The following is a 25,453-nucleotide window of genomic DNA, read 5'->3' as shown; positions in this document are numbered from 1 at the left end:
GGAAAGGTGTGGGGTTACTTGATGCCGAGGATGTCGACGACGAAGACGAGATCGCCCTTGGCGTCGCCCTGGCCCTCTGCGCCGTAGGCAAGGTCCTGCGGGATGACCAGGAGGACCCGTGAGCCCACGGTCTTACCGGTCAGGCCCTGGGTCCAGCCCTTGATCACGCCGGAGAGGGGGAAGGTGGCCTTCTCGCCGCGTTCAAAGCTGGAGTCGAAGACCTTGCCGCCGGCCAGGGCCACACCCACGTAGTTCACGGTGAGGGTGTCGGTTTCCTTGACCACGGGGCCGTTGCCCTTGATGAGGTCCTGGGACACCAGGGCGGTCGGGGCCGCTGCGCCTTCGACGGAGATCTCCGGGACGCCCTTGTCGTTTTCCTTGACGGTCGGCAGGCCGGCCGGCGGGGTGACAGTCTCACCCTCGGGCTTGTCCAGGACCTTGGGGGCGTCCTTGGCGGAGATCACCTTAACGACGAGGAGCTGGGTGGGCTGCGCTTCGGCACCCTCAGCGGCAGCGGCACCGGGCACGGCAAGCGCCAGGTGGGAACCGATCTTAGCGCCCACGAAGGCGTTGTAGATGACAGGGCTGTCGTTCTTGAGCTCGTCGGTCAGTTCGAGTTCCTCGGGGTCGTTCGGGAACGTGTCCTCGAGGGTGGAGCCGTCCTTGCCGCTGAGGGCGACGATGGAGATGGCGGCGATCTGGTTCGCCTTGACCCGGTCGCCATTGCCCTCGGTGACCACCTTGACGGTGGGTTCCTTGACCTCGAGGGGCTGGGTGAATTCGACACCGGGCGCCTTCTTGTCGCCGTTCTCCGTCAGCTTGATGGAGTCCAGCTTGGCGGTTTCGCCGGCGGACTGGCTGGTGGGTTCCGGTGCTGCGGGTTCGCCGCCGCCGCAGGCAGTCAGCAGCAGCAGTCCGGGAAGAAGAATTGCTAGTAGTCGGCGCACTTATGAACTTTCGTCGGGGCAGGATGGACGCCTCGCCGGGCAGCTGCCAGCGGCAAAGCAAGCGTGGCCGCGAAACGGCACTTCTCCAGAATAACGCGGAAAGCTGGGTGTCAGCCCATAGAGTCCAGGAGAGCGTCCACGCGTTCGTCGACGCTGCGGAACGGGTCTTTGCACAGCAGTGTCTGGTGGGCGCGGTCGTTGAGCTTCAGGTGCACCCAGTCCACGGTGTAATCGCGTCCCAGTTCCTGCGCCCGGCGGACGAAGTCCCCGCGGAGCTTGGCGCGGGTGGTCTGCGGCGGCGCGTCCACCGCGTCCTTGATCGCGGTGTCGTCCACCACGCGGCGCACGGCACCGCGGGACTGGAGCAGGTAGTACAGGCCCCGGGTGCGGGAGATGTCGTGGTAAGTCAGGTCCAGCTGGGCGATGCGGGGCGCGTCCAGCCCGAGGTTGTGCCGGGAGCGGTAGTTGTCCATGAGCTTCTTCTTGATGGCCCAGTCCACCTCGGTGTCGATCTTGGACGTGTCGCCGCTTTCGATCGCGTCGAGCGTGCGTTCCCAGAGGTCCAGGATCAGCGGGACGTGGGCGTTGTGGGCGCCGTTTTCTGCGACGAACGCCGTGACTTTGCCCAGGTATTCGCGCTGGATTTCCAGTGCCGTCAGCTGCCGGCCGTTGGCCAGCCGGACCAGGGCGCGGCCGCTGAGGTCGTGGGAGATTTCCCGGATGCTGCGGATGGGGTTTTCCATCCGCATGTCGCGCATGATCACCCCTGCCTCGATCATGCGCAGGATCAGGTCCACGGTGCCGACCTTGAGTAGCGCTGTGGTCTCGGACATGTTGGAGTCGCCCACGATCACGTGCAGCCGGCGGTAGAACTCGGCGTCGGCGTGCGGCTCATCGCGTGTGTTGATGATGGGCCGGGACCTGGTGGTGGCGGAGGAGACGCCCTCCCAGATGTGGTCGGCGCGCTGGGAGAACGCGAAAGTGGCCCCGTGCGGGGTCTTGAGGATCTTGCCGGCACCCGCAATGAGCTGCCGGGTGACCAGGAACGGGATGAGGATCTCGGCCAGGCGGGAGAATTCGCCGCGCCGCGGGATCAGGTAGTTCTCGTGGCTGCCGTACGAGTTTCCGGCGGAGTCGGTGTTGTTCTTGAACAGGTACACGGTGCCGTTGAAACCCTCCGCCGCGAGCCGTTCCTGCGCCTCGTCGACGAGGTCGTCCAGGATCAGTTCCCCGGCCCGGTCGTGCGCTATGAGCTGGGCCAGGTCGTCGCATTCGGCGGTGGCGTACTCCGGGTGGGAGCCGACGTCGAGGTACAGCCGGGACCCGTTGGTGAGGAACACGTTGGAGGACCTCCCCCAGCTGACCACCTTGCGGAAAAGGTAGCGGGCCACCTCCTCGGGGGCCAGCGGACGGGACTCCGGAGAGGAATAGGAAATCCCGAACTCGGTTTCGATGCCAAAAATGCGCTTGTCCATCTCAGTTCTCCTCAGCCAGCCATGCCGTGATGTCCTCGTCCTCGAGCCGGCGGAAAGCGCGGCGGGTGCCGCGGCTGCTTTCCGAGGCGCGGTCCAGGACGGCCACCTCCACAGCCGCCGCCGGCAGCGTGGCGGTTTCCTTGTCCGCGACGAGGCCGGCCAGCGCCAGTTTGATGGCACCGGCGAAATCGAGTTCGCCCTGCCAGCCCGCTGCGACGGCCTCGGAGACCCTGTCCGCCTGCCCGCCCATCACGATAAAGCCCTTCTCGTCGGCGATCGAGCCGTCGAAGGTCAGCCGGTAAAGGTGGTCCGCCTCCGGAGAGGAGCCCACCTCGGCGACGGCGAGCTCCACCTCGAAGGGCTTCTGCTCCGCCGTGAAAACGGCCCCCAGGCTTTGCGCGTAGACGCTGGCCAGACCCCGGGCCGTCACATCCTCGCGGTCGTAGGAGTAGCCGCGGACGTCGGCGTAGCGCACCCCCGCCTGGCGCAGGCTCTCGAACTCGTTGTACTTGCCCACCGCGGCGAAGGCGATCTTGTCGTAGATCTCGCCGATTTTGTGCAGCGACGGGGAGGGGTTCTCGGCCACCAGGGCGATCCCGTCGCGGCAGCTGATGACCACCACGGAGCGCCCGCGCGCGATGCCTTTCCGCGCGAAATCCGCGCGGTCCTTCATCAGCTGCTCGGGCGATACGTAGAACTGCTGGGTCATCTCAGGCCTCCCGCCGGGCCACGGCCCGGGATTCGATGATGGTGCCGGCGATGGCGGCGAGTTCCCGCTCCGGAACCCGGACGGCGCCTGACCGGTTGACGATGTAAACCACGGGCCACAACTGGCGGACGGGGTCCGGGCCGCCGGTGGCGGAGTCGTCGTCGGCGGCATCGTAGAGCGCCTCGACGGCGACGGCGACGGCGTCCTGCTCGGAGAGGTTGGGCCGCCACAGTTTCTTGAGCGCGCCGCGGGCAAACACCGATCCCGATCCGACCGAGTGGTGCTCCTGCTCCTCGTACCGGCCGCCGGTGACATCGTAGGAAAAGAGCCGGCCCACGCCGGCAGGGCGGTCGAAGCCCGCGAAGAGGGGGACCACGGCGAGGCCCTGCATCGCCATGGGCAGGTTGCTGCGGATCATGGCGCCCAACCGGTTGGCCTTGCCGTCGAGGCTCAGCAGGGTGCCTTCGATCTTCTCGTAGTGTTCGAGTTCGACCTGGAACAGCCGGGTGATGTCGAGGGCGATGCCCGCGGTGCCGGCGATGCCAAGCACCGAATACTGGTCCGCGGGAAAGACCTTTTCGATGTGCCTGCTGGCGATGACGTTTCCCATGGTGGCGCGCCGGTCCCCGGCCATGAGCACCCCGCCGGCGTAGCTGAGGCCGACGATGGTGGTTCCGTGCGGCACCTGGAGCGCCGGCGCACCGGTCCCTGCGGGGCTGCCCGCCGGAAGTTGCTGGCCGAACGGTAACAGGTCGGGGCGCTGGCGCTGCAGGTGTTCGGTGAAGGAGGACGTGGCGGTGGCTGCTACCTGGTTGGCGGTGGTTTCCTGCACTGGTGCACTCCCTCAACGTAGTGGATCAACGGCTTGCGGTCCTCAGCCCCGTTCGGCGCAGCCCCTGGCCGGCCGCGGCCGGGCTGCCCTATTGACCGCCCTTTTGGACGAACGCCCGCACGAACTCTTCGGCGTTGGACTCCAGCACGCCGTCGATCTCATCGAGCAGGTCGTCCACTCCCTGGGTGGCGGCTGATGCCTGTCCTTCCGCGGGTGCCGGCGGGGCTGCGGGGACGTCCTCGTCGACCTCGGTGTCCCGCGACTGCGGCTGCTGCTGCTCCTGGCCTGCCATTGCTTTCTCCTTCTGTCCGCCCCTCGTCGCGAGGGACTTCCTGTAAGCCATATTGCCACGCCCGGGGCTCCCGCGGGGCTCTTTGTGGTCAGGAACCGGGAGGGAGTCCCAGCAGTTCAGAGAGGAACGGCCCGGCTTCCCGGTGGCGGGCGAAAAGTCCGCCGGTGAGAGCTTCGGTTCCGCGCAGCGGTTCCCGGGTGGGGACCCGCTGGAGCCTGCCGCGGCCGGGGACATCGAAGATCACCGAGTCCCAGCTGGCGCCCACCACGTCGGCGCCGAAGCGGCTGACGCAGCGGCCCCGGAAGAACGCCCGCGTGTCCGACGGCGGTTCGGTGACCGCCCGCTGGATGGCGGCGTCGTCGACCAGCCGCTGCATGCGGTCCCGGGCCAGCAGCCGGTAGTACAGCCCCTTTTCGGGCCGGATGTCGGCCCACTGCAGGTCCACCAGGCCCAGCCGTGCATGGCCCCAGTCCAGCCCGTCGCGTTCCCGGTAGCCATCGAGCAGGGAAAGTTTGGCGAGCCACTCCACGGAGGACGCGGCCGCCGCCCGGTCGCTGCCCAGCTGGGTCAGGGTCGCGGACCAGCGTTCCAGCACCCCGTGGGTGTGCCCGTCCCCGTCCACGGCGTCGGCGACGCCGGTGTCCTGGGCGTGCTTTGCGGCAGCCTCGAAATAGATCCACTGGAGGTCCAGGGCGGTGATCCGCCGCCCGTCGAGAAGCCGCAGGGTGGCCGTGAGGGCCGTGTCGTGGCTGACGGCCTGCAGTGCGGCCACCGGTTCGTGCACTTCGATCCGGGGCGCCAGCCCGGCCTCAATGAGGCTCAGGACCATCGCGGTGCTGCCGAATTTGAGGTAGTTGGAGGCCTGGCTGAGGTTGGCGTCTCCGATGATCACGTGCAGCCTGCGGTACTTGTCCGCCGTCGCGTGGGGCTCGTCGCGGGTGTTGATGATGGGCCGGCGGATGGTGGTTTCGAGGCCCACTTCGGTCTCGAAGAAGTCGGCCCGCTGGCTGATCTGGTAGCCGGGGCGGGAGCCGTCCTGCTTCATGCCGACCCGGCCGGCCCCGCAGATGACCTGGCGGGTGACGAAGAACGGGGTCAGGCCGCGGACGATGTCGCCGAACGGCACGCTGCGCGGCATGAGGTAGTTCTCATGGGAACCGTAGGAGACCGACTTGTTGTCGGTGTTGTTCTTGTACAGGTTGATGGGAGGCAGGTCCGGGTCGGCGGCGAGCCGGCGCACGGCGGCGAGGGCCACGAGGTCCCCGGCGGCATCCCACGCCACAGCGTCCCGCGGGTTGGTCACTTCCGGGCTGGAGTACTCGGGGTGGGCGTGGTCGACGTAGAGCCGGGCGCCGTTGCCGAGGACCATGTTCATTAACAGCGTGCCGGACTCGTCCTCGCCGTCGGCCTCCAGTTCCTGGCGCCCGTAGGCGAGGGCCACGGCCTCGGCGTCGAGGACGGGAGGCTGGTCGGTGAGCTGTTCCGGTTCGGCCCGGCTCCGCTCCAGCGTCCAGCCCCGGGCGTCATGCAGCGGCTCCTCGTCCGTGTAGTCCCAGCGGGTTTCGGCGCCGCCCGCGGCACGCTGCCGGGTCACCTGGGCGTAGGCCTGGATCACCCGGGCGGACATCATGGTGGCGTTGGCCCCCGGCGCGGACGGCGCATGGATGCCGTACTCGGTCTCCGAGCCCATGACCCGCATGGCTCCGCCCGCGGGCAGCCCCCCGGGCACGCCTGCCGTCACAGGTACTGGCCCGTGCTCGGCATCGTCTCGATGGATTTGCCGGGCTCCTGCCCCGCCTTGCCCTGGACGATGGTGCGGATGTAGGTGATGCGTTCGCCCTTCTTGCCCGAGATCCGTGCCCAGTCGTCCGGGTTGGTGGTGTTCGGCATGTCCTCGTGCTCGCGGAACTCGTCGACGACGGCACGCAGCAGGTGATCGATCCGGATGCCCTTCTGGCCCACGGTGAGGAGGTCCTTGATGGCGTACTTTTTGGCCCGGTCCACGACGTTCTGCACCACGGCCCCGGAGTTGAAGTCCTTGAAGTAAAGCATCTCGGTGTCGCCGTTGGCGTAGGTGACCTCAAGGTACTCATTGGACTTGTCCGTGGAATACATGGCCTCGACCGTGCGCTGGACCATGGCGTCCACGGTGGCCTGGACGTCCCCATGGTGCTCGGCGAGGTCGGACTCGTGGAACGGCAGGTCCGCGGTGATGTATTTGTTGAAAATGTCCGCGGCGGCTTCCGCGTCGGGGCGGTGGATCTTCACCTTGACGTCCAGCCGGCCCGGGCGCAGGATGGCCGGGTCGATCATGTCCTCGCGGTTGGACGCGCCGATCACAATGACATTGTCCAGCCGCTCGACGCCGTCGATCTCGCTGAGCAGCTGCGGCACGATGGTGGTCTCGACGTCGGAGGAGATCCCGGTGCCGCGGGTGCGGAACAGCGAGTCCATTTCGTCGAAAAAGACCACGACGGGGCTGCCCTCGGAGGCCTTCTCCCGCGCGCGGGCGAAGATCAGCCGGATGTGCCGTTCGGTTTCACCGACGTACTTGTCCAGCAGTTCGGGGCCCTTGATGTTCAGGAAGTAGCTCTTCATGTCCGTCTTGCCGGTGCGTTCGGCGGCCCGGGCGGCGAGCGAATTCGCTACGGCTTTGGCGATCAGCGTCTTACCGCAGCCCGGCGGGCCGTAGAGCAGGATGCCCTTGGGCGCCTTGAGGCCGTGTTCGCGGTAGAGGTCCGGGTGCAGGAACGGCAGTTCCACAGCGTCGCGGATCTGCTCGATCTGCGGTCCCAGCCCGCCGATGTCCTGGTACGTGATGTCCGGCACCTCTTCGAGGACAAGGTTCTCCACCTCGGAGCGCGGGATTTTCTCGAGGGCGTAGCCGGTGCGCGAGTCGATCGAGAGGGCATCGCCCACCCGCAGCTTCTGTGCGAGCAGGGGGCCGGAAATCCGGACCACACGTTCTTCGTCCGCGCGGCCGACCACCAGCGCACGGTCCGTGCCGAGCATCTCTTTGAGCGTCACGAGGTCGCCGGCGCGTTCGTAGCCCAGCCCGGCGACCACCAGCAGCGCCTCGTTCAGGAGCACCTCCTGGCCAACGGCGAGCTGGTTGATGTTGACCAGCGGACTGATTCCCACCCGCATCTTGCGGCCGGCGTTGAAGATGTCCACCGATTCCTCGGTGGCGGCCTGCCCGCCGTTGACGGTGGACGGAAGCCGTTTCGGGTTCAGCTGGAGGATGGTGCCGAAGCTGTACGGCGGCTGGCCCTCCTGGTCGAGGGCATTTTTCAGCCGGAGGATCTCCTGCTTCGCCGTTTCCAGCATGGCCACGAGCTTGGAGTTGTTCTGCGTGGCGGCGGCAAGCTGCCGGTCAATATGCCGGAGCTTGTCCCGGAGGATATTGACCTGCCGCTCGGCCACGGACAGCTCGCTGGCGGCGTAGCGGTCAGCGTCGCCCTGCGTTCGTCCCGCGGCGGCCGCCGCGTCCTCTGCCGGCAGGCCCGGATCAGTGTTCGGAGTCTCCATCGTGCATCAGCCCCTTCCTACGCTTCTATTAAGACATTAGCCCCAAGAAGCCGGGTGCCGCTGAAGACTTCCGAAATACGGACTACTTCGTAATATCCGGATCGTCTTTGACGTTTGTCCCGGCGATCGCGTCGCGGGCGGCCCGCCGCAGCTTCTTGTCCGACACGGCGCGCTCCCCCACGGCTCCCGGGGTCCACGCGTTGACGTCCGCTTCGGCGAATTCCGTCTTGGACGGACGGCGCTTGACCGAGATGCCCGTGACGCCGTCGGCCAGCCGCCGGGTGACCAGGAGGAAACCGGTATGTGCCACCATCCGGTGGTCCGGGCGGACGGCCAGGCCTTCGAGGTGCCAGCCGCGGACCATGGACTCCCAGGCGTCGGGCTCAGTGAAACGTCCGTCGGCGCGGATGGCTTCGGCGGTGCGGGACAGCTGCGTCACGGTGGCGACGTAGTTGATCCACACTCCGCCCGGGGCCAGCACGGTGGCGACGGCGTCGAGGCATTCCCACGGAGCCAGCATGTCCAGGACCACCCGGTCCACGGAGCCGGGCTCTTCGGTGCGGACCACTTCCTCCTGGAAATCGCCGAGGGAGATCTGCCAGGCCGGGTGCGGGCCGCCGAAGATGGTCTCGACGTTGCCGCGGGCAATGTCGGCGAATTCCTCGCGGCGTTCAAACGAGTGCAGGTAGCCGTTGTCCCCCACTGCGCGGAGCAGCGAGATGGACAGCGCGCCGGAGCCGACGCCGGCTTCGACGACGCGGGCGCCGGGGAAGATGTCCGCCATGGTGACGATCTGGCCTGCGTCCTTGGGGTAGACGACGGCTGCGCCGCGGGGCATCGACAGCACGAAGTCCGAGAGGAGCGGCCGCAGGGTCTGGTACTGCTGGCCGACGTTGTTGACCACCACCGAGCCGTCGGGCTTGCCGATGATCTCGTCGTGGTTCAGGAAGCCGCGGTGCGTGTGGAAGGCGCCGCCGGCCTCGAGGCTGATCGTGTTCATCCGGCCGCGTTCGTCGGTGAGCTGGACGCGCTCACCTTCGCGGAACGGTCCGCGGCGGCGTGCGGCGCCGGCCGGGGATGCGGCACTCGCCGTGCCTGCCACTGTGCCGGCTGTTCCGGCGTCGTCCGGGCTGGTGCCGGCGGCGGTGTCGGTGCTCATGAAAATGTTCCTCGCTCTTGGAAAGCTCTGTGGCCGCGGCTGGTGCCGGCGGGCCGTGCCTGAGGGCTGGGCGCCCTGATGGGACAACCCCGTACGGGACAACCCCGTTCGGGAAGCCCCTATGGACAACAGGGCCGGAAATACACGACCGGCAGGTAACTCTACCGGTTTTGGCCGTACATCCGCTTGCCGGCTCCGGGTCCCTTGCCTGTGAGGGCCCCCACGACGGCGGACTGCCGCAGCAGCCCGGTGACGGTGCCGTCCCGGTCGACGACGGCGTATTCCAGCCCGTCGAGCTGGCCCAGGTACTGGATCAGCTCCTGTCCCCTGGACCACTCGGGCACGTAGGCACCCTCCCCGAGGGCGTAGGACACAGCCGTGAGGGGCGTCGCCGCGGTGGCGCCCTCGGGAACCGTGGCGAGTGCGCCGGCGTCAACCACCGCAGCGGGCCGTCCGTCCGGGCGGTAGAGGACCACGGCGGGAGCGGCGCCGGTGGCGGGATGGGGCGCCAGCGCCAGCACGTCCGCCACGGTGGCCGACTCGGGCAGGCCCACCGCGGGTTCCGCCAGTTCGCCGGCCGCGACGAGCGGCAGCCGCCCGCGCAGCCTGGCCTGCTGGATTGAGGCAGTGGCCCCCATCCAGAGGAAGGCGCAGACCAGCACCGTGATGAGTGTCAGGGAGAGGTCCGGTTCGCCGCCGCTGAGCAGGGGCAGCGCCACAAACCAGCCCACCAGGGCGACCACGATGATCCGGCCGCCCCAGCCGGCCGCCACGGTGCCCTTTTCCTGGCTGCCGGTCAGTTTCCAGACAGCGGATTCCACCAGCCGGCCGCCGTCGAGCGGCAGGCCGGGCAGCACGTTGAAGATGCCGATCAGCAGGTTGGCCCAGACAAAGATGTTCGTCAGGATGCCGGCGACGCCGGTCAGCCCGCCTCCGGTCAGCAGGAGCCAGCCTGCGCCGGCAAGGACGAAGTTCGCCGCCGGGCCTGCCATGGCGACCAGGACGGAGCGGCCGGGAGAGGCAGTGAAGCTCTGGAACTCGGTGTGGCCGCCCCAGAGGTTGAGGACAATTTTTTCTGTGGGCCAGTGGAACAGCTTGGCGGTCAGGGCGTGTGCGAGCTCATGCACGAGTACAGAGATCAGCAGCAGCAGCGCGTAGGCGAAGGCGACGAGGAAGGCGCCGCCGCCGAGCCGGGGATAGTCGCTCTGCAGGACGGGCCCGAAGACGATCACCGTGAACGCCGCGATGATGAACCAGGAGTAGGCGAGGAAGACGGGAATGCCGGCGATGCGCCCCAGCGGAATCCCCTCCTTGCGGACCGGTTTCTGCGGGTCCTGCCCGTTGCGGGTTCCGGCGTCAGCCATGGACCGGCTCCTGGGCGGCGGGGGCCTGGCCGAACGTGGCATCGGGGAATTCGTGGCGCAGGGCCACCAGCTCCTCGAGGTCGGCCACGGTGCGCCCCTCCAGGGTGTCCCACATGGCGCGCCGCGGATCGTGGGGCAGCGGCACGATGTGCGGGATGGCGACGGTCGGGACTCCGGAGGCGACGGCGGCCGCCACGCCCGGCTCGGAGTCCTCAAGCGCGACGCAGTGGTGCAGGCCAAGGTCCGGGTCCTGCTCCTGCAGCAGCGAGACTGCCGTGAGGTAGGCCTCGGGGTGCGGCTTGCCCTGGCTGACGGTGTCGCCGGTGACCAGGAAATCGAAGTAGGGCCGGGGCAGGCTGGCGACGATCTCCCGCGCCAGCGGCGCCTCGGACATGGTTACGAGGACGCAGCGGATCCCTGCTGTGTGCAGTTCCTCCAGCAGCTCCCGGGCGCCGGGGCGCCAAGGCACGGACGTGCGGACCTTGCGGATGACGTGCTGGGTGAGGGTGTCGATAATCTCCCGGCGCTCGAGCCGGACGCCGGCTTCCTGCAGAATGCCCGCGGAGAAGACCAGCGACTGGCCCACCAGCTGCATGGCCTTCTCATGGGACCACTGCCCGCCGTGCGCGGACACGAGGGCGTGCTCGGCCTCGATCCAGTAGGGCTCGGTGTCGACGATGGTGCCGTCCATGTCCCAGAGTGCGGCTTTGAGCAGGGGCTGGGACGCTGAGGATCGCATGGTTTCCAGTCTACGGTGCGGCCCTGTGCGGGTCCTGAGAGTACGCCTACGGCGAATATCGGCTGCCCCCCCGTGATTCCCGGCGCTTCATTCCATGCGTGGCGCGGGTGCTTGGACGTAGGGTGAGGGGATGAACAGCTTCGAGGTAGACCCAGCGGAAGCGGTCGGCGTGCCCGAGCCGGAACGGCTGCTGCAGCCCGTACCCGCGGGACAGCGGATCACGGTATTGCTCGCCGCCTTTGAAGGCTGGAACGACGCCGGCGAGGCCGCCAGTGATGCCTTGCGCTATCTCAACAAGCTCTGGGGCGGCAAGAAGGTCGGGTCGATCGACGCTGACGAGTACTACGATTTCCAGTTCACGCGTCCCACAATCCGGCGCACGGCGTCCGGGGAGCGGAAGATCAAGTGGCCCTCGACCCGCATTTTCAAGGCGAGTGTGCCGGACTCCAATGTGGACGTGATCTTCGTCCAGGGCACGGAGCCGTCCTACAAGTGGCGTGCCTACACCGCTGAGCTTTTGGTCCATGCCGAGGCGCTCCAGGTGGACTACGTGATCCTCGTCGGCGCCCTGCTGGCAGACGTGCCGCACAGCCGTCCGATTCCGGTGAGTGCCTCCACCGATGACCCCGCGCTGCGGGAACGGATGGACCTTGAGGCCTCGCAGTATGAGGGCCCCGTGGGAATTGTCGGGGTCCTCGCGGAGGTGGCCCTGCTGGCGGGGCTGCCCACAGTCTCGCTCTGGGCGGCTGTGCCGCACTACGTGGCGCAGGCGCCCTCCCCCAAGGCACAGCTGGCGCTGCTGCACCGGATCGAGGAGCTCCTGCAGGTACCGCTCGATACCCAGGAACTCGCCGAGGAATCGGACGCGTGGGAGCGGGGCGTTGATGAACTGGCCACCGAAGACCCTGAAATCGCGGCGTATGTCCGTCAGCTTGAGGAGGCGAAAGACACCGCGGACCTCCCGGAGGCCAGCGGCGAATCCATCGCCCGGGAATTCGAGCGGTACCTCAAGCGCCGCGGCAAGGACAAGCCCTAGGGCCAGCCGCTAGAGCTCGACGCCGAGCAGGGCGTTGACGGCGTCGCTCACCAGGGCGGCGTCCGCCGCGGATCCGGTGCGGGCCGCGGCAAGCGCCTTGGTGGCCCACTCATCGACAGCCGCGACGGCCCCTGGGGCATTGAGGTCGTTGGACAGTTCCGTGCGCATCCGCGAGACCAGCCCGGCAGCGGACCCCCCGGGGGCCGTGCCGAGGGCCTCGCGCCAAGTGCGCAGCCGGTCCTTCGCCGCAGCGAACCCCTCATCGGTCCAGGACCAGTCGCTGCGGTAGTGGTGGGCCAGGATGGCCAGCCGGATCGCGGCCGGCTCTTCCCCGGCGGCGCGGAGCCTGGAGACGAGGACCAGGTTTCCCTTGGACTTGCTCATTTTCTCGCCGTCGAGGCCCACCATGCCGGCGTGTGCGAAGTGTTGCGCCAGCGGCACTCCGGACAGCGAGTACGCGTGGCCGGCCCCCATCTCGTGGTGCGGGAAGACCAGGTCCGAGCCGCCGCCCTGGACGGTGAACGGGGCGGGGAGGTACTTCTGCGCGATCACGGTGCATTCGATGTGCCAGCCGGGCCGGCCAGCCCCGAGTTCCCCTCCCGGCCAGCTGGGTTCGCCCTCGCGGGCCACGCGCCAGAGGAGCGGGTCCAGGGCCTGGCGCTTGCCGGCCCGGCCGGGGTCGCCGCCGCGTTCGGCGAAAAGTTCCAGCATCTCGGCGTCGGACAGCCCGGAGACCGCACCAAGGGTCCAGGCATCCGTGGTCTCGGCCGAGTGCTTGCCGGCCGCTTCGACGTCATAGTAGACATCGCCGTCAGGTTCGCCGGCACCGCCGGCCACCCGGTAGGCCAGCCCGCGCTGCAACAGGAGCTCAATGGCCGGCACAATCAGCGGGATCGCCTCCACGGCGCCGACATACCGGTCCGGGGCCAGGACGTTGAGGGCTTCCATGTCCGTCTGGAAGAGCTCGATCTGGCTCGCTGCGAGGTCGCGCCAGTCCACTCCGGTGGCCGTGGCGCGCTCCAGCAGGGGATCGTCGACGTCGGTGACGTTCTGGACGTAGGACACCTGCTGCCGGCCGTCCCGCCAGGCGCGGTTGAGCAGGTCGAACGCGACGTAGCTGGCCGCGTGGCCCATGTGGGTGGCGTCATACGGGGTGATTCCGCAGACATACATTGACTGTTCGCCCGTGGCGACGAGGGTCACGACGTCGCCTTTGGCTGTGTCGAACAGGCGGAGGGCAGGCATGCTGCCGGGCAGCTGGGGAACGGGGCGGGAGATCCAGGACTTCACAGCCCAAGCCTAGTGCTAGGCGCTGATGACGTTAAAACCGAGCAGCACGTACAGGGCCAGGCCCAGCAGAATCCGGTACCAGACGAAGAGCCGGTAGCTGTGGGTGGACACATACTTCAGGAACCATCCGATGATGATGTACCCCACCACGAAGGCGACAGCGGTCGCGAGGGCCGTTTCCGGGAGGCTGTACGGGCCGGTGATGCCGTCCTTGGAGACCACTTTGTAGAGCTGGTAGAGGCCGCTGCCGAAGACTGCCGGGATGGCCAGCAGGAAGGAGTAGCGGGCCGCCGCCTCGCGGGTGTAGCCCATCAGCAGGCCCGCGGTGATGGTGCCGCCGGAGCGGGAGACGCCGGGAATGAGGGCCATCGCCTGTGCCAGGCCGTACAGGATGCCGTGCTTGTAGGTCAGCTGGGTCAGGTCGCGGTCCTGGCGTCCGACGGCGTCGGCGACGGCGAGGATCATGCCGAAGACAATCAGCATGGTGGCCACAATCCAGAGGCTGCGGAGGACGGACTCGATCTGGTCCTGGAACAGCAGGCCCAGGACAATGATCGGCAGGCTGCCCAGGATCACCAGCCAGCCCATCCGGGCATCGGGATCATTCCGGGGCACCTTGCCCATCAGGGACCCGGTCCAAGCCTTGATGATCCGCACGATGTCCCGCCAGAAGTACACCACCACAGCGGTTTCCGTACCGAGCTGGGTGATAGCGGTGAAGGCGGCCCCGGGATCAGCCGCGTTGGGGAGGAAGGAGCCGACAATCCGCAGATGGGCGCTAGAGGAAATCGGGAGGAATTCTGTCAGTCCCTGCACAAGGCCCAGAAAGGCCGCTTCAAACCAGTTCACGTTTATAGACCCTACGTCATGGAGCCAGCCGAATCCCCGTAAGCTTGCTGACATGCAGCAGCGTTATGTCGGCAACAGTGGGTTGCGCGTATCCTCCTTGGCCCTTGGAACCATGTCCTGGGCCCGGGAAACCGATGAGCAGGATGCTTCGGCGCTGCTTCGCACCTTTGTGGACGGCGGCGGCACCCTGATCGACACGGCCGCGTCCTACGCCGACGGCCAGGCCGAGGCGATGCTCGGCAGCATGCTGGGCGACGTCGTGGCGCGCTCCGAGGTGGTCATCTCCACCAAGGCGGGGCTGACGACGTCGGACGGCCGGCGCAGCGTCGACACCTCCCGGAACGGGATGCTGTCCGGACTGGACGCCAGCCTGGCCCGGCTGGGCACCGACTACGTGGACCTGTGGTTTGCCCACGCCTGGGACCCCAACGTTCCGCTGGAGGAGACCCTCTCCGCCCTCGAATTCGCGGTCCGCTCGGGCCGGGCCCGCTATGCGGGCGTCTCCAACTTTAACGGCTGGCAGACGGCGAAGGCCGCCGCAGTGGCAGGGTTCCCGCTGGTGGCCAACCAGTCCGAGTACTCCTTGCTGCGCCGCTCCCCCGAGACGGAACTCATTCCCGCTGTCGAGGACGCCGGCCTGGGTCTGATGGCTTGGGGCCCGGCAGGGCGCGGGGTGCTGAGCGGCAAGTACCGGGGGCACATTCCGGCCGATTCGCGCGCGGCCCACTCGCGGCTGGCCGGGTATGTGGAACCCTACCTGGAGGGTGCGGCGTCAAGGGTGGTCGAAGCCGTGGCGATGGCCGCGAAAGGACTGGGGCGCACCCCGTTGGACGTGTCCCTCAGCTGGCTGCTGGCCCAGCCCGGTGTGGCGACGGCCATCGTGGGCGCGCGCACCCCGGTGCAGCTCAAAGAAATCCTGGATTCAACGCTGGCGCCGCTTCCTCCACAGATCGCGCTGGCCCTGGAGGACGTGTCCAGTCCCGCCTGAGCGGGCCTGCCCGCGCCTGGCCTGCCCGCGCCTGCGGCGCAGTTCAGTCCTGGAGGATTTCCAGGTCTTCCTCGTCGTCGACATCCTCGTCGTCGTCTTCATCGCTGTCGTCTTCGATCACCTCGAGCGGCGTCACTTCGCCGTAGGCTTCGTAGAGCGCGTCCTCGTAGACTTCGAAGGCATCGGCTACGGCAAAGAACGCCGCCTCGACCGCGGGGTCCCCGGCTCCCCGGCGTGCCGACGCGCTGGCGAGGTGTTCTTCCAGCGCAGACGTCAGGGACTGAAGCGCGACACGCGGATCGATGCTCATGACTTCACGTTAGCCGGAAAAGGTAGAAAATGGAGAGCAATGAAGGAACATTTTCTGAGCAGCTCGGTCCGGCGGGAACGGGACTATGTGAGGCAGTACGAATACCTCGTACTGACGGTCAGTCCCGAGGATTCCCTGCCCGAAGCGCGCCGCCGCCTCGTGGAGCATTCCGAGTACGGCAAGTGGGAACTGGAGCGCAGTGTGCTGTACCTGGGCGGCGGCCGCCGCTTCTGGCTGCGCCGCCGGGTGACCCAGGTCCAGAGGACCGTTTAGGGTTCTGGAGTCCAAAGGACCGTCTAGGGTTCTGGAGTCCAGAGGACCGTCTAGGGTTCTGGAATCCAGAAGGACCATTTAGGTCCTACGCCGTCTCAAGCGGTCCCAGCCAGGCGTTGGCCACGGTGTTGTGCGCGGATTCGTCGTCCGAGGGGTGGAACATACCTGCCAGCACGTCCCGGTAGAGCCGTTCCAGTTCGGAGCCGCGGAAGTAGCTGGATCCGCCGGAGACCCGGATGGCCAGGTCCACCACAGTGCGGGCCGTCTCCGTCGCACTGACCTTGAGGCCCACCAGCTTCGGGAACCACTGGCCGCCGTGGTTGGCCAGCGCGTCGACGTCGGCGGCAACGCTGGAGAGCTGGGGGTACAGCGCGTCCATCGCCATGGCGGCGTCGGCCACCTTCCAGCGGATGTCCGGGTCCTGGGCGTAGCTGCGTCCGCCGTTCTTGAACGACGTGCGCCGCTTCACCGCGTCGACCCCCAGCGCCAGCGCACGTTCGCCGATGCCCGTGTACACCGCGGCCAGCAGCGTCTCGAAGCAGGCGAAGATGGCGAAGATCAGCGGATCGGCGTTGGGACCCACGGGAAGCTTCCGGAAGATCCTCTCCGCAGGCACCACGGCGCCGTCCAGCACCGTGGTGTTCGACTGGCTGGCGCGCATGCCCAGGGTGTCCCAGTCAGCCAGGATTTCGTAGCCGGGGGTGTCCCTGGTGATGAAGCCGTGGACCAGTTGTCCTTCGCCGTCGCCGGCCGAGGTGTCCTTGCCGAAAATCCCCAGCCGGGTCCATGCCGGGGAGAGGCTGGTGAAGATTTTTCGGCCGGTGAACGCGTAGCCGCCGCCGGCATCCGGGACAGCAGCGGTGCGGGAGTCGAAGAGGACCGAGTCGTTGCCCGCCTCGGAGTTTCCGAACGCGAAGATCTCGCCCTGCGCGGCTTCCTTGAGGACGAAGTCCAGCGAGGAGTCGCCGCGGGCGGCCAGGACGTGCGCGACGCCGGTCCACACGAGGTGCATGTTGACGGCCAGCGCGGTGGCCGGGGCCGCCGTCGCGAGGCGCCGCTGCAGCTGCGCCGCCTCCGCGAGCCCGAGGCCCAGCCCGCCGTCGGACGCCGGGACGAAGATCTTGAGGTACCCGGCCGCTGCGAGTTCCTCCAGGTCCTCGGCGAAAAAGGCGTTGTCGCGGTCGTACCCGGTTGCACGGCCGCGGATCCTTTCCAGCAGGGATTCGGGCAGGACGTCGGTCAGGAGATCGTCAAGGCGCATGGGCAGCTTTCAGCCTTAGTAGTTGGTGAGCAGGGTGTCCAGCACGCGGGCGCCGAACTTGAGGGAGTCGGTGGGGACACGTTCGTCCACGCCGTGGAACATGCCGGTGAAGTCCAGTTCATCCGGGAGCTGGAGCGGCGCGAAGCCGTAGCCGGTGATCCCCAGCCGGCTCAGGGACTTGTTGTCGGTCCCCCCGGAGAGCGTGTACGGCAGGACCTTGGCGCCTGGGTCCTCGGTGTGCAGGGCATCGATCATGGCGTCCACCAGGTTGCCGGCGAACGGAACCTCCAGGGAGACGTCGTTGTGGACGTAGCTGACGTCCACGCCGGCGCCGGCCAGCTCCCGGACGGTTTCCAGGACGTGCTCCTCCTGGCCGGGCAGGGTCCGGGCATCGATGAGGGCCTCTGCCGATTCGGGGATCACGTTGTGCTTGTAGCCTCCCTTGAGCAGGGTGGGGTTGGTGGTGTTCTGCAGGGTGGCGCCGACGAAGCGGGCCACCGTGCCGAGTTCCTTAAGGATCTTGTCGGGGTCGTCCGGATCGAATTCCACACCCGTGAGTTCTGTCACGCCGTCGAGGAACTGCCGTGTGGTGGGCGTGAGCTCCACCGGCCAGTTGTATTCCCCGATGCGGGACACTGCGCCGGCGAGCCGTGTGACGGCGTTGTCGGTGTTGATCTGGGAGCCGTGGCCGGCGCGCCCGTGGGCGACGAGGCGGAGCCAGGAGAGGCCCTTCTCGGCGGTCTGCAGGAGGTAGGTCCGCTGGCCGCCGATGGTGGCGGAGAAGCCGCCAACCTCGGAGATGGCCTCGGTGGCGCCGTCAAAAAGTTCCGGCCGCTTCTCGATGGCGTACCGGGCGCCGTAGGTGCCGCCGGCCTCCTCGTCCGCGAAGAACGCGAAGATCAGGTCCCGCTTGGGCTTGCGGCCGGTGCGGGCGAAGTTCCGCAGGACGGAGAGGATCATGGCGTCCATGTCCTTCATGTCCACGGCGCCGCGCCCCCAGATCATGCCGTCCTTGAGTTCGGCGCCGAAGGGATCCACCGACCACTGGTCGCGGAGTGCAGGGACAACATCAAGGTGCCCGTGGACCACAAGGGCGCTGGCGGACGGGTCCTCCCCGGCCAGCCTGGTCACCACGCTGGCACGGCCCGGGGCGGCCTCGAAGATTTCGGCGTCGAGTCCTACTTCGGTCATCAGTCCCGCGGTGTACTCGGCGGCCGCCCGCTCCCCCGGGCCGGAGCCGTCGCCGTAGTTGGATGTGTCGATACGGATCAGTTCCTGGCAGATCCTGACTACCTCATCCTCGGGCCTGATGTCAGTCATGTTTCACTCCTCGTGGCGGCGGCTCTGTTGTTGCTTCAGCCTACCCACACCTCCCTGCCGGGCCCCGATTATTTGTTTCCGGAAAAGTCGTGCTAGAGTCTTTCTCGCTGCTTCGGAGGAATCCAAAACGCTGAAAGGCGAAAAGGTTTACCGAATACCACCTGCGCGGGTGGCGGAATGGCAGACGCGCTAGCTTGAGGTGCTAGTCCTCGAAAGGGGGTGGGGGTTCAAGTCCCCCTCCGCGCACAACAGGAAAAGGCCCTGGAATCCCATGGATTCCAGGGCCTTTTTCGCGTGCAATACTGCGGACGGCCGTGCCCGCGGCGCCCCTCCCTATTTCAAGCCTGGGGTGCCGGCCTGCCGGGTTATTCGCTGCTGGAGCTGGGTTCCGGCCACTTCCACCGGCCTTCCGGCGTGATCTTGTACACCACTGCGCCGAACAGCAGGTCGCTCGTCCCGGCGGGGTTGCCACCGTGTTGGACGTACTCCGCCTTGGTTCTCCGTCCGCGGCGCTGCATGGCCGCCACACACCACCACAGGCCCGCGAGGCCGCCCAGTGCGATGATGCCCAGGAGCGCGTAGCCGTCCTCGACGCCGAGGCAGGCACCCGGGACGAAGGCCAGGCCGCCGGCGACTCCCGGCGCGGCCCGGCGCATGGGCCCGCCAGCCTGCTCAGGCTGCAGGGCCATCCTCTGAGTCACGTAGTCCGGACCGGACCGTGCCGACGAGGGACCGGAACCCCGGGTCGGACTGCAGCGCGTCCAGGAGAACGGGTCCGCGCGGGCCCGCCAGCGGAATGCGCCAGTTGGGATACTCCGTGCTGGTGCCGGGCTGGTTCTGGGTCCGGGTTTCGCCCACCGCGTCAACCAGCGCGACGCCCAGCAGGGCCGAGGGGGCCAAGGTGGTGAGGGCGTAGAGCGCCTCGACAGTACCCTGCGCGTCGCGGTGTCCGGCCTCTGGCAGGAGACCGCGCTCCTGCAGGAGATTGAACACGGCCTGCTGCTCCGCGGCGGCCTCGGCGCGCTCCTCGTGCACCGGGCGCCGCAGCAGGCCCAAGGATTCGCGCAGGGTGACGTGCTCCCCGGCGAGGTAGCCGGCAGTCGGGGGCAAATCATGGGTGTTGACGCTTGTCAGGCACTGCTGCCGGTACCGTTCCGGCGGGATCGGGCCGTCGTCGTCGTGCTCGAACCAGAGGATCGAGGTGCCAAAGATCCCGCGCTCCGCGAGGTAGTCCCGCACCCAGGGCTCGAACACGCCCAGGTCCTCGCCGATCACTATAGCTTCGGCCCGCTGCGCCTCCAGCGCCAGGATGCCGATCAGCGCCTCATGGTCGTAGTAGACGTACGTGCCGTCCCCCGGCCCGGCGCCGTCTGGAATCCACCACAGCCGGAACAGGCCCAGGATGTGGTCCACCCGGATACCGCCGGCATGACGCAGCACGGTCCGCAGCATGTCCCGGTAGGCGGCGTACCCGGATTCGGCGAGCCGGCCCGGATGCCAGGGCGGCTGGGTCCAGTCCTGGCCCTGCTGGTTGAACATGTCCGGGGGCGCGCCCACCGTGACGTTCCGTGCCAGCACCCCGGCTAGGGACCAGTCGTCCGCGCCGCCGGGCTTCACGCCCACCGCAAGATCGTGGATGACGCCGATCCCCATCCCCGACCGCCGGGCGGCGTGCTGTGCGGCCTCGAGCTGCTGGTCGCACAGCCACTGCAGCCAGCGGTGGAATTCAATCCGGCCGGAAAGCAGGGACCGTTGCTCCCGGCAGTAGGCGGTGTCCGGGGCGGACGCCACACCCGCCCATTCCGGCGCCCCGGGACCCAGCTTCTCGGAGAGGGCGCACCAGAGGGCGAAGTCATCGAGCCCCTGCCCCTGGCCGGCGCAGAAGTCCGCAAACGCGCTGGCCCGGGCCGGGTCACGCGGAACACCGAACACCAGCTCCAGGGCGGCGAGTTTAGCCGCGTAGCAGGCGTTCCGGTCCAGCAGTGCGGTGGAGTGGTTCGCGGCGTGCTGCTGCCCGGCCAGCCGCTCCACTTCGGACCGCCCTGCCGGGTCGAGGTAGCCGTATTCGGGGATTTCCTCCACACGGAGGTAGAGCGGATTGAAGTACCGCCTGGTGGTGGGCAGGTAGGGCGAGTCTTCGACCGGCGGCCGGGCCTCGGCGGCGTGCAGCGGATTGACCAGGACGAACCCGGCGCCTTCCTGCCCCGACATGGTGGCGAGATCCGCGAGGTCGGCGAAGTCGCCGATCCCCCAGGACCGCGACGAACGGACGGAGTAGAGCTGCGCCGTCAGGCCCCAGTTCCGCCGCCCGGCGAGCGCCGCGGTGGTCTGGAGCTGCGGGGGTGTCACCACCAGCGGGCATTGCGCGGCGGTACCCTCGTTCTCTGCCACCAGCTGGTGCCAGCCGAGGGGTACCGTGTCAGGAACTGCGAACGCCGCCCGGCCGGTGAGGACGCCGTCGACGTCGACCGGCGCATCCCAGTTGTCCCGCTGTTCCGCCGGGTACCTGCTGCCGTCCTCGGCGATGATCCACACGCTGACGGCGCTCCCGTGCGGGACGTGGACGTGGACCAGCAGCTCCTGTCCCTCGCGGGCGACGGCGATCGGAGGCAGGAGGCGGCGCCACGGTGCCAGCCGGGCCGCGGCAAGGGCCGCTTCCATCTCTGCCGCATCCCCGGCGGAAACGCCCAGCGCTGAGAGGACACCGCGCAGTGTGCTGTCCGGGACGGACCGCTCGACGCCGTCCCACCCCCAGTAGGACGTCCCCACGCCGTGCGCAGCCGCGAGCTGGCGCAAGAGTTCGGTGCTGCCGGGCCCGTTGTCGTGGTGCATGCCATCAGCCATGGGGCCACTCTAGACGCTGGATCCGCTCCCCGTCCCGGGCCGGTGGACGTGGGCTTCACCGACCAGTTCGTGCAGGCCCTCGACGGCGCGGGCCAGCGAGAGTCCGGGAGTGGCAACGATGAGCGGCATCAGGAGCGTGTTCTCCTTCTCCAGGTGGAGGGCGAAGATGTTCCGGATGGAGCCGGCGGCCACGGCGGACTCCACCCCGGCGGATCCCCGCAGTTCCTCAACCAGGGCGACGATCACCCGGTGCTCGGCCAGCATCCCATCCACCAGCAGCCGGCCCTCCGGGAGGTTGCGGGGCCCGCTGTACAGCGGACCCTCCTCGGCGAGCGTGTGCGGAACGAGGTCGTCCTCGCACCATTCCACCAGCACCTCATGGGCGCTGTGCTCCGCCACGGCATCCTGCTCCCGGACGGCGTGGACGAGCGTCTCCGTCAGGGCCGTGAGGCGCTTGAGCATACCCGCGTGGTGATGCTCCACCGCTGCGAGGGCTTCCGCTTCCTCATCGGCATTCTTGGGGCCGGTACCGGCCGCTGGCTGATCCATGACGTCTCCTGCGTCTGCTGACTTCCGACTGTGTTGACTGCACGCGGTCCTGACCGCACTCCGGAGGCTCTCTTCCCCACTTTACGGCCGGCCCCTGCCCGGGCACCGGGCCTTTCGGCCCGGACATCGGCCGGTCATCGGCCCGGGGAGGTGAGGCCGTGCCGCGGCTGGTCCCGGCGGCGGCTTTGGACGCAACCGCAGCGTCAGCGCTAGCCTTGCAGCCTATGGTCGACGTCGAAAAGTTCCGGTCCCTCCTCCAGGAGGAGCGCCGCCGCAAACTTGCCCTCCTCCCCGCGCTTGGCCGGGATATTTCCTCGGTGAACGCCGCCCGGCAGGATTCGAACGTCGACGACGAACATGACCCCGAGGGCGCGACCATAGCCTTTGAGCTCTCCCAGGCCTCGGCCCTCCTGGAGCAGAGCCGCCAGGGACTCGCGCAGGTCGAGGCGGCCCTGGAACGGATCAATGCGGGCACCTACGGCATCTGTGCCGTGTGCGGGGAGCCTATCGCCGAGGGCAGGCTCGAGGCCAGGCCCTGGACCCCGTACTGCATCCGGCACAGCGCCGGCCCGTCGGGCTCCGCCGGAAGACCTTCGGGCCCACGGGCATGAACAACGCCGCCGAGACCTGGTGGCAGCGGATCGTCGCCGGGTTCACGCACTCCCCTGCCCCTGCCGTCACAGGCACTGAACTGGCCCTGGTCATCCTCCTGGCCGTCGCCCTCTCCCTTCCGCGGGCAACCTGGCGGTACTTCGGGCTGCTGGCCACCGTGACCCACGAGCTTGGCCACGCGTTCGCCGCGCTGATGACCGGGCAGCGCGTCGGCGGCATCCGCCTGGGCCTGGACCACTCGGGCACCACCACCACGTTCAGCCGGAGGCCCCTGGCCGCCGTCTGGTCCACGTTCTGGGGGTACCCGGTCCCGGCCGTGGTGGGCGCGGCGATGGTCTGGAGCGGCTTCAATGGCTGGGGTCCGGCGGCGATGTCCGTCGGGACCCTCATCCTCCTGGCCTCGTTCCTCTTTATCCGCAACGGCGCCGGGCTGGTGATCACCGCCGCCGCGGTGCTGGCAGCCGTCCTGCTCGTATTGACCGTCCCGCCCGAATTCAACGGCCACGTCATGATCGTGCTGGGCCTGGCCTTGCTCGTCGCCGCCGTCCGGGATCTGGGCAAGGTGGCCACCGTGCACCTGAAGCGACGGGACCGGCTGGCGACGTCGGACGCGTACCTTCTTTCCCGTGCCACCCGGGTTCCCGCATTCGTCTGGATCGTGCTGTTTGCCGCCGTCGTCGGTGCCGCCTGGTGGGTTGCATGGCAGCCCATGTCGCAGGTGTTCGCAGTCCTGCCGTCCGCACCGTTGCAGGGACCCGGCGCCGCCCCGGCATAGGCTGGGACCATGAGCACACATACGGACGATCCAGGATTCAGCACGAAGGGTGCCTACGTCACCGGCGGCGCGGAGTTCACCCGGGACACCAACTACATCGAGGACCGGATCACCCGCGACGGCGCCCCCGGCGAGAACGGCGAGCCCGGCTGGCCGGTGGAGCCGGGCCGCTACCGGCTGGTCGCCGCACGCGCCTGCCCGTGGGCCAACCGGACCGTGATTGTGCGGCGGCTGCTGGGCCTGGAGGACGTCATCTCCCTCGGCCAGCCCGGTCCCACCCATGACGCCCGCTCCTGGACGTTCGACCTGGATCCCGGCGGCAAGGACCCGGTGCTCGGCATGGAACGGATCCAGGAAGCCTACTTCCGCCGTTTCCCGGACTATCCCCGCGGCATCACGGTACCTGCGATCGTCGACGTCGCCAGCGGCCAGGTGGTGACCAACAACTTCCCGCAGATCACCCTCGACTTTTCCACCGAGTGGACCGGCTACCACCGGCCGGGCGCTCCCGAGCTGTACCCGGAGGCCCTGCGCGCGGAGATCGACGCGGTCAACAAGAGGGTCTTCACCGAGGTGAACAACGGGGTGTACCGCTGCGGCTTCGCAGGCTCCCAGGAGGCCTACGACGCGGCCTATGAGCGGCTCTGGACCGCCCTGGACTGGCTGGAGGAGCGCCTCACCGCACAGCGGTACCTGGTGGGAGACACCATCACCGAGGCCGACGTCCGGCTCTTCACCACGCTGGTACGGTTTGACGCCGTCTACCACGGGCATTTCAAGTGCAACCGCCAGAAGCTCAGCGAGATGCCCGCATTGTGGGCCTATGCCCGTGACCTGTTCCAGACCCCGGGGTTCGGCGACACCATCGACTTCGTGCAGATCAAGCAGCACTATTACATCGTCCATGAGGACATCAACCCCACAGGAATCGTCCCCGCGGGTCCGGCACTGGACGGCTGGCTGTCCGCACACGGCCGCGAGGCCCTCGGCGGCCGCCCCTTCGGTGACGGCACGCCGCCGGGCCCGGTCACGGCCGGTGAGGAAGTGGCGCCGGGGAACGGGGCAGGCTGACCCGCGGGCACCCCGGGGTTCGTCCAGTTGTCGCAGCAACGTCCCGGCCCTAGGGTGAGCCGGATGACTACTACAGACGAGGCTACGCACGCAGGGGGACCCTCCCTGCCTTCGCGGCTCTGGCGGACCGTGTCCGCCAACATCCGCGCGGCGCTGCTTTGGCCCCGGCTGCAGCTGGCCCTGAAGGCAGGGCTGGCAGCGGGCATCGCCTTCGCGATTGCCCCGTTTATGCCCGGTTCCGCAGCGGATTACCCCTATTACGCGCCGCTGGGCGCGCTGGTGGCGATGTACGAGCACGTCGCCGGCTCGGTGCGGCAGGGTGTCCAGGCGCTCGCCGGTCTGGCGATCGGGGTGGGACTGGCCTTTGTCCTGTTTATCCTCGGCAGCCCGTCGCCGCTGACGGTCGGCGTCGTGATGGCGTTCGGCGTGATCCTGGCCGGACTCCCGAAGATCGGCGCGGGCCGGGACTGGATCCCGACGGCGGCACTGCTGGTCCTGCTGGTGGGCGGCCACGACCCGGACCAGTTCTCCTTCGGCTACCTCCTCCAGATGGGGGTGGGCGTGACGGTGGGCATCCTGGTGAACCTCCTGGTGTTCCCGCCGCTGCACTTCCGCGCCGCCGAGCTCAGCATCGCGGAACTGCGCCTGGCTCTCGCCCAGCAGCTCTGGGACATGGCCAAGGCCCTGAAGGAAAGCTGGCCCCCGGAACACGAAGACTGGGCAAAGCGTTCTGACGAGCTCGAAGCCTCCGCACGGTCCGTCCGCGTCGCCGTGGAGAAAGCGGACGCCAGCCGCCGGGCCAACCCCCGGCGCCGGCTCCACCCCCGGGACATCGAGCAGGACTACCGCAACCTGCGGGACCTGGAACGGGTGACGTTCCACGTCCAGGACGTAACGCAGGTCCTCTCGGACGTTATCTGGGCCAAAGACACCCCCTTTGTGGTCCCGGATGAATTTGCGGCCCCGCTCGCCGATGCCATGGCCTCCGTGGGCGATGTCCTGGAGGCGGTCGAGGAGGAGAGCCCGGAGCAGCAGGCGGAGAAGATCAAAGCGGCCGACGCCGGTATCCGGGACCTGACAGTGCGGGTCGGTGCCGAGGAGGCGGCAACCGACGCCCCGAGCGCCGTTGAATCGATCCTGCTGAGCCTGCACCGGGTGCTCCGGGTCGCGAAGTCGGGCGCAGCGGACCGGGCCTAACCGCCCAAACAACGACGGCGGTGCCCTCCCCTC

The 25,453-nt window shown here is 68.3% G+C and carries 25 protein-coding genes and 1 tRNA gene; 8 read left to right on the top strand and 18 right to left on the bottom strand.

The annotated features are described in order from the left end of the window. Positions 1–14: 14 nt before the first annotated feature. The 10 genes from ACTWQD_RS07845 to ACTWQD_RS07800 all read right to left on the bottom strand — a co-directional run bounded on the left by ACTWQD_RS07845 (position 15) and on the right by ACTWQD_RS07800 (position 11,045). The gene (locus tag ACTWQD_RS07845; RefSeq protein WP_443195597.1) at positions 15–947 is read right to left on the bottom strand and encodes an FKBP-type peptidyl-prolyl cis-trans isomerase; all 933 of its coding nucleotides are present in this window, start codon (positions 945–947) and stop codon (positions 15–17) included. A gap of 110 nt (positions 948–1,057) precedes the next feature. Beyond that, a complete protein-coding gene (gene pafA / locus ACTWQD_RS07840; protein ID WP_443195596.1) occupies positions 1,058–2,422 on the bottom strand; it encodes a Pup--protein ligase in 1,365 nt (454 codons plus the stop codon). A gap of 1 nt (position 2,423) precedes the next feature. Continuing rightward, entirely contained in the window at positions 2,424–3,131 is a 708-nt protein-coding gene (gene prcA, locus ACTWQD_RS07835) for a proteasome subunit alpha (protein WP_443195595.1), read from the bottom strand. Between the two features lies 1 nt (position 3,132). Continuing rightward, positions 3,133–3,963, bottom strand: a complete 831-nt coding sequence (gene prcB, locus ACTWQD_RS07830) for a proteasome subunit beta (RefSeq protein ID WP_443195594.1) — start codon at positions 3,961–3,963, stop codon at positions 3,133–3,135. 88 nt (positions 3,964–4,051) lie between these two features. Continuing rightward, complete coding sequence (locus ACTWQD_RS07825; RefSeq protein WP_024365265.1) at positions 4,052–4,255, bottom strand: ubiquitin-like protein Pup; 204 nt, start codon at positions 4,253–4,255, stop codon at positions 4,052–4,054. Between the two features lie 88 nt (positions 4,256–4,343). Beyond that, positions 4,344–5,954, bottom strand: coding sequence for a depupylase/deamidase Dop (gene dop / locus ACTWQD_RS07820; RefSeq protein WP_443195874.1), 1,611 nt, complete (start codon positions 5,952–5,954; stop codon positions 4,344–4,346). Positions 5,955–5,992: 38 nt separating this feature from the next. Beyond that, entirely contained in the window at positions 5,993–7,783 is a 1,791-nt protein-coding gene (gene arc / locus ACTWQD_RS07815; protein ID WP_443195593.1) for a proteasome ATPase, read from the bottom strand. A gap of 82 nt (positions 7,784–7,865) precedes the next feature. Further along, positions 7,866–8,942 carry a tRNA (adenine-N1)-methyltransferase gene (locus ACTWQD_RS07810; protein WP_443195592.1) on the bottom strand — a complete coding sequence of 359 codons (1,077 nt, stop codon included), beginning with the start codon at positions 8,940–8,942 and terminating at the stop codon, positions 7,866–7,868. Between the two features lie 161 nt (positions 8,943–9,103). Next, positions 9,104–10,306, bottom strand: a complete 1,203-nt coding sequence (locus ACTWQD_RS07805; protein ID WP_443195591.1) for a site-2 protease family protein — start codon at positions 10,304–10,306, stop codon at positions 9,104–9,106. Beyond that, the gene (locus ACTWQD_RS07800; protein WP_443195590.1) at positions 10,299–11,045 is read right to left on the bottom strand and encodes an HAD family hydrolase; all 747 of its coding nucleotides are present in this window, start codon (positions 11,043–11,045) and stop codon (positions 10,299–10,301) included. Before ACTWQD_RS07800 ends, ACTWQD_RS07805 begins: the two co-directional genes overlap by 8 nt. 130 nt (positions 11,046–11,175) lie before the next feature. On the opposite strand from ACTWQD_RS07800, the gene ACTWQD_RS07795 reads away from it, so the two are divergent. Further along, positions 11,176–12,081 carry a PAC2 family protein gene (locus tag ACTWQD_RS07795; RefSeq protein ID WP_443195589.1) on the top strand — a complete coding sequence of 302 codons (906 nt, stop codon included), beginning with the start codon at positions 11,176–11,178 and terminating at the stop codon, positions 12,079–12,081. A 9-nt stretch (positions 12,082–12,090) separates the two neighbouring features. On the opposite strand, the gene mshC is transcribed toward ACTWQD_RS07795, so the two are convergent. Further along, positions 12,091–13,371, bottom strand: a complete 1,281-nt coding sequence (gene mshC / locus ACTWQD_RS07790; protein WP_443195588.1) for a cysteine--1-D-myo-inosityl 2-amino-2-deoxy-alpha-D-glucopyranoside ligase — start codon at positions 13,369–13,371, stop codon at positions 12,091–12,093. 15 nt (positions 13,372–13,386) lie between these two features. Beyond that, the gene (locus ACTWQD_RS07785) at positions 13,387–14,220 is read right to left on the bottom strand and encodes an undecaprenyl-diphosphate phosphatase (protein ID WP_443195587.1); all 834 of its coding nucleotides are present in this window, start codon (positions 14,218–14,220) and stop codon (positions 13,387–13,389) included. Positions 14,221–14,272: 52 nt separating this feature from the next. On the opposite strand from ACTWQD_RS07785, the gene ACTWQD_RS07780 reads away from it, so the two are divergent. Beyond that, positions 14,273–15,208, top strand: a complete 936-nt coding sequence (locus ACTWQD_RS07780; RefSeq protein WP_443195586.1) for an aldo/keto reductase — start codon at positions 14,273–14,275, stop codon at positions 15,206–15,208. A gap of 43 nt (positions 15,209–15,251) precedes the next feature. Here the strand turns inward: ACTWQD_RS07780 and ACTWQD_RS07775 are convergent, their stop codons facing one another. Next, positions 15,252–15,518, bottom strand: a complete 267-nt coding sequence (locus tag ACTWQD_RS07775) for a hypothetical protein (protein ID WP_443195585.1) — start codon at positions 15,516–15,518, stop codon at positions 15,252–15,254. Between the two features lie 39 nt (positions 15,519–15,557). Between ACTWQD_RS07775 and ACTWQD_RS07770 the strand changes: the two genes are divergently transcribed. Further along, positions 15,558–15,791 (top strand): DUF5703 family protein, encoded by a 234-nt coding sequence (locus ACTWQD_RS07770; protein WP_024366712.1) that lies wholly within the window; start codon positions 15,558–15,560, stop codon positions 15,789–15,791. 85 nt (positions 15,792–15,876) lie between these two features. On the opposite strand, the gene ACTWQD_RS07765 is transcribed toward ACTWQD_RS07770, so the two are convergent. Continuing rightward, the gene (locus ACTWQD_RS07765; RefSeq protein WP_443195584.1) at positions 15,877–17,052 is read right to left on the bottom strand and encodes an acyl-CoA dehydrogenase family protein; all 1,176 of its coding nucleotides are present in this window, start codon (positions 17,050–17,052) and stop codon (positions 15,877–15,879) included. A 15-nt stretch (positions 17,053–17,067) separates the two neighbouring features. Next, positions 17,068–18,372, bottom strand: a complete 1,305-nt coding sequence (locus tag ACTWQD_RS07760) for a M20/M25/M40 family metallo-hydrolase (protein WP_443195583.1) — start codon at positions 18,370–18,372, stop codon at positions 17,068–17,070. Between the two features lie 163 nt (positions 18,373–18,535). On the opposite strand from ACTWQD_RS07760, the gene ACTWQD_RS07755 reads away from it, so the two are divergent. After that, positions 18,536–18,618, top strand: a tRNA-Leu gene (locus ACTWQD_RS07755). A 119-nt stretch (positions 18,619–18,737) separates the two neighbouring features. Here ACTWQD_RS07755 and ACTWQD_RS07750 read toward each other — a convergent pair. From ACTWQD_RS07750 to ACTWQD_RS07740, 3 genes are read right to left on the bottom strand one after another with little or no spacing between them, the layout of a single operon-like run. After that, positions 18,738–19,061: a hypothetical protein gene (locus tag ACTWQD_RS07750; RefSeq protein ID WP_443195582.1), complete on the bottom strand. Its 324-nt coding sequence runs from the start codon at positions 19,059–19,061 to the stop codon at positions 18,738–18,740. Then, entirely contained in the window at positions 19,045–21,216 is a 2,172-nt protein-coding gene (gene malQ, locus ACTWQD_RS07745; protein WP_443195581.1) for a 4-alpha-glucanotransferase, read from the bottom strand. The genes ACTWQD_RS07750 and malQ overlap by 17 nt, the downstream gene beginning before the upstream one ends. 9 nt (positions 21,217–21,225) lie before the next feature. Further along, positions 21,226–21,765, bottom strand: coding sequence for a hemerythrin domain-containing protein (locus ACTWQD_RS07740; RefSeq protein ID WP_443195580.1), 540 nt, complete (start codon positions 21,763–21,765; stop codon positions 21,226–21,228). Between the two features lie 224 nt (positions 21,766–21,989). On the opposite strand from ACTWQD_RS07740, the gene ACTWQD_RS07735 reads away from it, so the two are divergent. From ACTWQD_RS07735 to ACTWQD_RS07720, 4 genes are all read left to right on the top strand, one after another. Continuing rightward, on the top strand, positions 21,990–22,376 hold the full coding sequence (locus tag ACTWQD_RS07735; RefSeq protein ID WP_443195579.1) for a TraR/DksA family transcriptional regulator: 387 nt from the start codon (positions 21,990–21,992) through the stop codon (positions 22,374–22,376). Next, positions 22,373–23,152 carry a M50 family metallopeptidase gene (locus tag ACTWQD_RS07730; protein ID WP_443195578.1) on the top strand — a complete coding sequence of 260 codons (780 nt, stop codon included), beginning with the start codon at positions 22,373–22,375 and terminating at the stop codon, positions 23,150–23,152. Before ACTWQD_RS07735 ends, ACTWQD_RS07730 begins: the two co-directional genes overlap by 4 nt. A gap of 9 nt (positions 23,153–23,161) precedes the next feature. Continuing rightward, complete coding sequence (locus tag ACTWQD_RS07725) at positions 23,162–24,223, top strand: glutathione S-transferase family protein (protein ID WP_443195577.1); 1,062 nt, start codon at positions 23,162–23,164, stop codon at positions 24,221–24,223. A gap of 63 nt (positions 24,224–24,286) precedes the next feature. Next, on the top strand, positions 24,287–25,420 hold the full coding sequence (locus ACTWQD_RS07720) for an aromatic acid exporter family protein (RefSeq protein WP_443195576.1): 1,134 nt from the start codon (positions 24,287–24,289) through the stop codon (positions 25,418–25,420). The last annotated feature ends 33 nt before the right edge of the window (positions 25,421–25,453 follow it).

Source organism: Pseudarthrobacter sp. 1C304, from assembly GCF_052245515.1.
Classification (GTDB): Bacteria; Actinomycetota; Actinomycetes; order Actinomycetales; family Micrococcaceae; genus Arthrobacter.
The sequence above is the reverse complement of the archived record's forward strand: the minus strand, read 5'-3'. Positions and strand labels throughout refer to the sequence as shown.

Coding starts and splice junctions, on each gene's coding strand:
- ACTWQD_RS07780 (WP_443195586.1), top strand. CDS start 14,273: ATGCAGCAGCGTTATGTCGGCAACAGTGGGTTGCGCGTATCCTCCTTG.
- arc (WP_443195593.1), bottom strand. CDS start 7,783: ATGGAGACTCCGAACACTGATCCGGGCCTGCCGGCAGAGGACGCGGCG.
- ACTWQD_RS07770 (WP_024366712.1), top strand. CDS start 15,558: ATGAAGGAACATTTTCTGAGCAGCTCGGTCCGGCGGGAACGGGACTAT.
- ACTWQD_RS07720 (WP_443195576.1), top strand. CDS start 24,287: ATGACTACTACAGACGAGGCTACGCACGCAGGGGGACCCTCCCTGCCT.
- ACTWQD_RS07800 (WP_443195590.1), bottom strand. CDS start 11,045: ATGCGATCCTCAGCGTCCCAGCCCCTGCTCAAAGCCGCACTCTGGGAC.
- ACTWQD_RS07825 (WP_024365265.1), bottom strand. CDS start 4,255: ATGGCAGGCCAGGAGCAGCAGCAGCCGCAGTCGCGGGACACCGAGGTC.
- ACTWQD_RS07805 (WP_443195591.1), bottom strand. CDS start 10,306: ATGGCTGACGCCGGAACCCGCAACGGGCAGGACCCGCAGAAACCGGTC.
- malQ (WP_443195581.1), bottom strand. CDS start 21,216: ATGGCTGATGGCATGCACCACGACAACGGGCCCGGCAGCACCGAACTC.
- prcA (WP_443195595.1), bottom strand. CDS start 3,131: ATGACCCAGCAGTTCTACGTATCGCCCGAGCAGCTGATGAAGGACCGC.
- ACTWQD_RS07765 (WP_443195584.1), bottom strand. CDS start 17,052: ATGCGCCTTGACGATCTCCTGACCGACGTCCTGCCCGAATCCCTGCTG.
- pafA (WP_443195596.1), bottom strand. CDS start 2,422: ATGGACAAGCGCATTTTTGGCATCGAAACCGAGTTCGGGATTTCCTAT.
- dop (WP_443195874.1), bottom strand. CDS start 5,954: ATGCGGGTCATGGGCTCGGAGACCGAGTACGGCATCCATGCGCCGTCC.
- ACTWQD_RS07760 (WP_443195583.1), bottom strand. CDS start 18,372: ATGACTGACATCAGGCCCGAGGATGAGGTAGTCAGGATCTGCCAGGAA.
- ACTWQD_RS07730 (WP_443195578.1), top strand. CDS start 22,373: ATGAACAACGCCGCCGAGACCTGGTGGCAGCGGATCGTCGCCGGGTTC.
- ACTWQD_RS07750 (WP_443195582.1), bottom strand. CDS start 19,061: ATGGCCCTGCAGCCTGAGCAGGCTGGCGGGCCCATGCGCCGGGCCGCG.
- ACTWQD_RS07795 (WP_443195589.1), top strand. CDS start 11,176: ATGAACAGCTTCGAGGTAGACCCAGCGGAAGCGGTCGGCGTGCCCGAG.
- ACTWQD_RS07810 (WP_443195592.1), bottom strand. CDS start 8,942: ATGAGCACCGACACCGCCGCCGGCACCAGCCCGGACGACGCCGGAACA.
- ACTWQD_RS07775 (WP_443195585.1), bottom strand. CDS start 15,518: ATGAGCATCGATCCGCGTGTCGCGCTTCAGTCCCTGACGTCTGCGCTG.
- ACTWQD_RS07740 (WP_443195580.1), bottom strand. CDS start 21,765: ATGGATCAGCCAGCGGCCGGTACCGGCCCCAAGAATGCCGATGAGGAA.
- ACTWQD_RS07735 (WP_443195579.1), top strand. CDS start 21,990: ATGGTCGACGTCGAAAAGTTCCGGTCCCTCCTCCAGGAGGAGCGCCGC.
- ACTWQD_RS07725 (WP_443195577.1), top strand. CDS start 23,162: ATGAGCACACATACGGACGATCCAGGATTCAGCACGAAGGGTGCCTAC.